Origin of the sequence: Pseudacidovorax sp. (assembly GCF_017991995.1) — a bacterium.
Taxonomy (GTDB): domain Bacteria; phylum Pseudomonadota; class Gammaproteobacteria; order Burkholderiales; family Burkholderiaceae_C; genus Xenophilus.
In genome coordinates, this window is sequence record NZ_JAGOPN010000038.1 from 1 (window position 1) to 6533 (window position 6533).

The 6533-nt window shown below is 72.5% G+C and carries 4 protein-coding genes; 1 reads left to right on the plus strand and 3 read right to left on the minus strand.

Annotated features, from left to right (window positions below; genetic code table 11):
• Positions 1 to 253: hypothetical protein (locus KBC94_RS28810; RefSeq protein WP_294378935.1), on the plus strand; the 253-nt coding region annotated here is incomplete at its 5' end.
• Between the two features lie 260 nt (positions 254 to 513).
• Here the strand turns inward: KBC94_RS28810 and KBC94_RS28815 are convergent.
• From KBC94_RS28815 to imuA, 3 genes are all read right to left on the minus strand, one after another.
• The gene (locus KBC94_RS28815; protein ID WP_294378940.1) at positions 514 to 3774 is read right to left on the minus strand and encodes an error-prone DNA polymerase; all 3261 of its coding nucleotides are present in this window, start codon (positions 3772 to 3774) and stop codon (positions 514 to 516) included.
• Positions 3775 to 3862: 88 nt separating this feature from the next.
• Positions 3863 to 5362 carry a DNA polymerase Y family protein gene (locus KBC94_RS28820; protein ID WP_294378937.1) on the minus strand — a complete coding sequence of 500 codons (1500 nt, stop codon included), beginning with the start codon at positions 5360 to 5362 and terminating at the stop codon, positions 3863 to 3865.
• Positions 5331 to 6137 (minus strand): translesion DNA synthesis-associated protein ImuA, encoded by an 807-nt coding sequence (imuA, locus tag KBC94_RS28825; protein ID WP_294378939.1) that lies wholly within the window; start codon positions 6135 to 6137, stop codon positions 5331 to 5333. Before imuA ends, KBC94_RS28820 begins: the two co-directional genes overlap by 32 nt.
• Between the last annotated feature and the right edge of the window lie 396 nt (positions 6138 to 6533).

Genomic DNA, 6533 nt, shown 5'->3' on the forward strand with positions numbered 1-6533 from the left:
TGGAAACCAAACCATACAAGCCTGTCGAAGCCTCGCGTGTCAGGGTTGTGATGACGCGGGCCAGAACGACTGGGCCTTTGCGCCGCGCGCCGCTCTGCCCTTCGACAGGCTCAGGGCGAACGGATTTTTGGGGCAGGGTGGCGGAACCCGGCCGTTCAGGCACATGGTCGAGGCAGAGGATGCCGGTGTGCGTGCGGAGGTGCCATTCGCGGCGCCGTGCAGTGCGCAAGGCGCGTCGGTGGAGAGCGGGTGAGGCAAGCCGGTCAGCGCGAGCGTGCACCGGGAGCGCGCATGCCGGCGTCCTCTGCCGGGTTACTCACCCTATCGCCAATGCACCGGAGCCCTACCGCCAGTGCACCGGCGCCCCATCCCCACTGCATGGAGGCCCCACCGCCAGTGCGCCGAGACGCGTAGCCAGTGCACCAGGCCCTCGCCGCCCATCGACCCAAGTACCCACCGCTGGTCGACGCAGGAGATACGGCGGACTTCTCCCCCCAGCTCAGCCAGGCGCCCTCAGTGGAAATCGCGGCTGCGGTTCTCGCGGGCCAGCCGCCCCAGCAGCGGCGTGAGGTCGCGCAGGCCCTCGGCGACCAGGTGGCAGACCTTGCCGCCCGTGTCCTGGTCGCGCTGCCAGGTGCCGCGCACGGCCAGCAACTGCGACTTGAGCAGCGGCTCGCGCCATTGCTCGGCCACGCGGGCCCAGACCACCACGTTGACCGCGCCCGTCTCGTCCTCCAGCGTGACGAAGACGGTGCCCTTGGCCGTGCCCGGCCGCTGGCGCACGGTGACGATGCCGCAGGCGCGCACCGGCATGCCGCTGGGCATGGCGCGCAGTTCCTCGGCGCTCGACAGGCGCCAGCCCGCCAGCCGGGGCCGCAGCAGCGCCAGCGGATGGCGCCGCAGGCTGAAACCCAGGCTGGCGTAGTCGCCGACGATCTCCTCGCCCTCCTGTGCCGCCGGCAGGGCGAGCGGCGCCTCGTGGATCGGCGCATCGCGCAGCAGGGCCGCGGCGCGGTGCGAGGCCGTGGCCTCCCACACCTGCTGGCGGCGGTGGCCGGCCAGGGCCTGCAGGGCGTCGGCGCCGGCCAGCAGGGCCATCTCGGCCGGGCCGAGGCCGGCGCGGCGGGCCAGATCGCCCGTGCCGGTGAAGGGCGAGCGCGCCCGGGACTCGACCAGGCGCGTCATCGCCGCCGGGCTCAGGCCCTTGATGTGGCGCAGGCCCAGTCGCACGGCCGGCTGGCCCGGCAGCGCCTGGGCCGCGGATTCGGCCCAGGCGGGCGCGGGGGGCGGACCGGCCCCGTCGGCCGGCTCCAGGGTGCAGAAGGCGTCGCTGCGGGTCACGTCCACCGGCCGCACCTGCACGCCATGGCGCACCGCGTCCTGGATCAGCTGAGAGGGCGTGTAGAAGCCCATGGGCTGCGCATTGAGGATGGCCGCCAGGAAGCAGGCCGGCTCGTAGCACTTGAGCCAGCTGCTGACGGTGACCAGCTTGGCGAAGCTGGCGGCGTGGCTTTCCGGGAAGCCGTATTCGCCGAAGCCCTGGATCTGCTGGAAGATGGCCTTGGCGAAGTCCTCGTCGTAGCCGTTGGCCACCATGCCCTTGACCAGTGGGTCGTAGAAGCGCTCCATGTGCCCCGTGCGCCGCCAGGCCGCCATGGCACGGCGCAGGCGATCGGCCTCGCCGGCGCTGAAGTCGGCGGCGATCATGGCGATCTGCATCACCTGCTCCTGGAAGATGGGCACGCCCAGCGTGCGCTGCAGCGCCGGCTCCAGCTGCGGATAGCGCAACTCGATCTTCTCGCCGCGTTCCACCTTTGCGCGGTTCTTCAGGTAGGGATGGACCATGCCGCCCTGGATGGGCCCGGGCCGCACGATGGCCACCTCGATCACCAGGTCGTAATAGTTGCGCGGGCGTAGGCGCGGCAGCATGGACATCTGCGCCCGGCTCTCGATCTGGAACACGCCCACGGTGTCGGCGCGGCCGATCATGTCGTAGACGCGCGGATCGTCGGTGGGCAGTTGGTGCATCTGGTGCGCCGTGCCGCGCCAGCCGTTGACCATGTCCAGCGCACGGCGGATGCAACTGAGCATGCCCAGGGCCAGCACGTCCACCTTGAACATGCCGATCTCGTCGAGGTCGTCCTTGTCCCACTGGATGATGGAGCGCGCCTCCATGCTGGCCTTTTCGACCGGCACCAGCCGGGTGAGCGGCCCCTGCGTGAGCACGAAGCCGCCGACGTGCTGGCTGAGGTGGCGCGGAAAGCCGCGCAGCTCGTTGGCCAGGCCGATCCACAGCCGCAGGCGGAACGGGTCCTCGCGCACGCCGGCCCGGGACATGGCGGCCTCCAGCCGCTCGTCGAGCATGGGGTCGTCGAACCAGTAATGGTCTTTGGCGAAGGCATCCACCAGCCGCTCGTCGATGCCCAGCGCCTTGCCGGCGTCGCGCAGCGAACTGCGCGAGCGGTAGCTGATGACCACGGCGGCGATGGCAGCGCGCTCGCGACCGTAGGTCTCGTAGATGTACTGGATGACCTCCTCGCGCCGGTCGTGCTCGAAGTCGACGTCGATGTCCGGCGGCTCGGCGCGCTCGCGGCTGATGAAGCGCTCGAACAGCAGGTTGCCGTCGTCGGGGTTCACGGCGGTGATGCCCAGGCAGTAGCAGACGGCCGAGTTGGCGGAGGAGCCGCGGCCCTGGCAGAGGATGCCCTGGCGCCGGGCGAAGGCGACGATGTCTTCCACCGTGAGGAAGAACATCTCGTACTTCAGGTCGAGGATGAGGTCGAGTTCCTTCTCGATCTGCGCGCTGACCTTGGCGGGCACGCCCTCGGGATAACGCGTCTGCGCGCCCTCCCAGGTCTTGCGGATCAGCGTCTGCGCCGGCGTCTCGCCCGATCCGATGACTTCCTGTGGGTAGACGTACTGCTCTTTCAGTTCCTTGAGCTGGAAGCGGCAGCGAGCCGCGATCACGAGCGTGCGCGCCAGCAGCCCGGCCGGATACAGCCGCGCCAGCCGCGTGCGCGCCCGCAGGTGGCGCTCGGCGTTGGGCTGCAGCGCGAAGCCGCAGTCGGCCACCGGCCGGCCCTCGCGCACGGCGGTGAGCACGTCCTGCAGCGGCTTGCGCGAGCGCAGGTGCATGTGCACGTCGCCCGCCGCCACCAGCGGCAGGCCGGTGGCCTCGCCGGCGCGGCGCAGCACCTGCAGCCACAGGGCGTCGTCGGCCTCGTGGAACAGCTCCACTGCCAGCCACAGCGGCCCGGGCTCTCCATCACTGCGCGGCGGGAACAGCGCCGCCACCGTGGCCAGGTCAGCCTGCAGCGCCGCCTCGTCGATGGGCTCGCCGCTGCGACGCCGCGGCACGCAGAGGATTTCGCAATGCACCAGCGCCGCGGCATCGGCCAGCTCGGCGCGGTAGTCGCCCTTGGCGACGTCCTCGCGCATGCGGGCGGCGCTGATGTACTGGCACAGGTGGCCCCAGCCTTCGAGGTCGTGGGCCAGCACGACGAGGCGAAAACGGCCGAAGTCGAATTCGCTGCCGAAGATCAGCTTCGGCTCGGGATGCGGCGGCAGCGGCAGGCCGTCCTCCTCGCGCTCTTCGCGCCACATGCGCAGGCCGCTGACGGCGCGCACCACGCCGGCCACCGAGCATTCGTCGGTGATGGCGATCGCCGCGTAGCCCAGTTGCCAGGCGCGCACCGCCAACTCCCACGGATGGGAGGCGCCGCGCTGGAAGCTGAAGTTGCTCAAGGCATGCAGCTCGGCATAGGCCGGCAGCATCTGCCCCGCGGCAGACGGCACGTCCGGCCCCTGGGCACGCGCGGCCTGCCGTTGCTGGCGCCGTGCCTCCTCGTCCTTGAGCGAGAGTTCAGGCATAGATGCCCTGCAGGTACCAGCGCACCGGCGCCTCGGTGCCGGCGAGCGTCGCCCGCTCGCGGTAGATCCAGAACAGCGCGCCGGCCACGTCCTGGGCGATGTAGTAGTCGCGGGCGGCGGGCCGGCCGGCTTCCCACCAGGCCGTCTCCAGCCGCTGCGGACCGGCCAGACGCCGCAGCGGAGCGCCCCCATGGCAGGGCTCGCCGTCCTGCACGGGCAGCAGGCGCGGCTCGCGCAGCAGCCAGGCGGGCAGCAGGCCGGTGCCGATGTCGGGCAGGACGGAACCCGGCTCGCCCAAGACCTGTTCGCCAGCAGGCCGGGCGCCGCCCAGGTTCGAGGCCGGATGCCGGGCGTTGGTGTGCTGCCCCGGGCGGCCTGTGCCTGGTCTGGTCTTGTCCGGAACGGCGGCCTTCGGACCCGCCGCCGGCCGCCAACGCTGGCGGCCTTCGGGCCGATGGTCCTGCACGGGCTGCGCCGCCAGCACCTGCGGCGCGCCCAGCCGGGCGCTGAGCTTTTCGAGCAGCTGGTGCAGGGGCTCGCCCTCGCGCCCCTCCTCCGCCCAGGCGCCGGCATGACCGCCGGGCAGCGACGGTGGCAGCAGGCTGCGGGTGCGGCCCTGCCAGTCGGCCGTCTCCAGCGAACGCAGCCGCAGCCAGCCGGTGGGCGCGATCAGCTGGGTGAGCGCCAGCCGCTCCGCCAGCAGCCGCCGCAGGTGGGCCATGTCCTGCGTGGGCTCGGCCGTGCGCACCTGCAGCTGCTGCGAGCGGGGCAGTTCGGCGCCATCGAGCCGCCTGAGGTCGAGCGTCCAGGACAGCTCGATGGCCAGCACGCCGCGTTGGCGTGCCTGCAGCCACAGGCGCAGGGCGCTCAGCAGGCGCTGGGCTGCCCACAGCAGCTCGGGCGCGGACTGGGCCAGCATCGGCAACTCGAGCCGCTGCTCGAAGCTGTCGGGCACCTGCAGCCAGGGCAGGCCGTCGGGACGCAGGCCCCAGGCCAGGTCGAGCGCCTCGCGCAGCGGCGCGCCGAAACGCCGCACCAGCGGCCCGCGCGGCAGGGCCGCGACGTCGCCCCAGGTGCGGCAGCCCAGGCGGGCGAGCACCTGCAGGTGGGGAGCGGCGGCCCCCAGGGTGTCGAGCGGCAGGTCGTCGGGCAGCCGGGTCGGCTGGGGCTGCCGGGCGATGTACAGCCGCATCCGGGCCAGCGCCTCCAGGCTGGTGGCACCCGTGACCTGCCGCACCTTCAGGCCTGGCGGCACGCTGGCACCGATCTGCCGCATCAGGGCGCGCCGGCCGCCCCACAGCCGCTCGCAGGCCGACACCTCCAGCATCAGTGCCTCGTCCAGCCAGGCGACATGGGGCGTGAACTGCAGGGCCCACCAGCCGAGCGATTCGGGCGTGGGACAGGCCACGTCCGGCTGCGGCGGGGCGGCATCCGGCGCCGTCCCGCCCGAGGCGGCGGGCTCAGGCAGCCACTGAAGCGCGAGCCAGTGCATGGGCAGGGTCCTGGCGCAGGGCGCGGCGCAGATCCAGGCGCACCACGGTGGCCCCGCCCTCGCCCATGGGCTGGGTGCGGGTCGATGCGGGCACGACGGGTCGAGCCGACCGCGTGGCATCGAGCAGGCCACCAAGGCGCGTCCCGCGGCCAGGCATCGGCAGGGGGTGCGCCAGCGGCGGCCCACGGCGCTTGAGCAGGTGCACGTCGAGCTGCCCGTCGGGCCGGGGCTGCAGACGCAGGCGAAGGCGCGCGGGCGATGCCGACGGCGCGACCGCATCGGGCCGGCAGACGAAGAGCAGCGCGCCATGCCGGGCAGCGGCGAGCTGCAGCCGGCGCAGCTCGCCCAGCCGCGCCTGTGGCAGCCAGGCCAGCACGGCGGCCACCTCGGCGCAGCGCAGTGCCTGCTCGCAGGCCCACAGCCGGGCGGGGGCGGCGTCGGCCCGCACCCACAGCAGGGACTCCAGAGGCAGGCCACCGGCCGCCAGCGCGGGGCCGAAAGGCTCGTGCGGCGGGCCGATCAGCACCACCGGCTGGGCGCGCTCGGCCACGGCCCGCGCCAGTGACGGCAACAGCACAGGCCACAGCGGCGCCTCGGCGTCGGGCTGCAGCAGCTCGGTCATCGCCCCGAGCGGCCAGCCGCCGCCGGGCAACTCGGCATCCAGGCCAGGATGTCCGCTCGGGTAGGTCGCTGCGCCGGCCTCACCCAGCTCGTCGCCGCGCCACACCCCTTCGGGAGCGTAGGAGAGATCGACAAGGACGGTGGATCTGCGCATGGCGAAAGGAGAGGCGGCCAACAAATACTGTATGAATATCCATACTTTAACGCTTTGTCAGGATTGGCGGAAACGGCCGTGGCGCACGCTCGGCCTTTCGGCGACGAGACGCCGGCTCCTGCCAAACGCGCACAAATCCACATCAACGCCCATCGTGTGAGGCGCAAACGGCCTGTCGATCGCTGCACCGGTCGACAGGCCGCTAACCTCCCGCCCCAGCCGAGCCGCCTCATCCCCAGAAGGCCGCCGGCGCGAGACCAGGGAGGTTTCATGTCCACGCTGTCACACACGCTGCGGGTGCATTCGCCCGCACTGCCGGTCTTTGCCGGCACGCCCCTGCTGCAGCCCGTGCGGCTGTCGGGCCACGAGGGCGTCAATGCCCTCTTCACCTATGAG

What these genes read in the sequence shown, in the direction of transcription:
- imuA (WP_294378939.1), bottom strand. Translation starts at nt 6,137, where the DNA reads ATGCGCAGATCCACCGTCCTTGTCGATCTCTCCTACGCTCCCGAAGGG.
- KBC94_RS28815 (WP_294378940.1), bottom strand. Translation starts at nt 3,774, where the DNA reads ATGCTGCCGGCCTATGCCGAGCTGCATGCCTTGAGCAACTTCAGCTTC.
- KBC94_RS28820 (WP_294378937.1), bottom strand. Translation starts at nt 5,362, where the DNA reads ATGCACTGGCTCGCGCTTCAGTGGCTGCCTGAGCCCGCCGCCTCGGGC.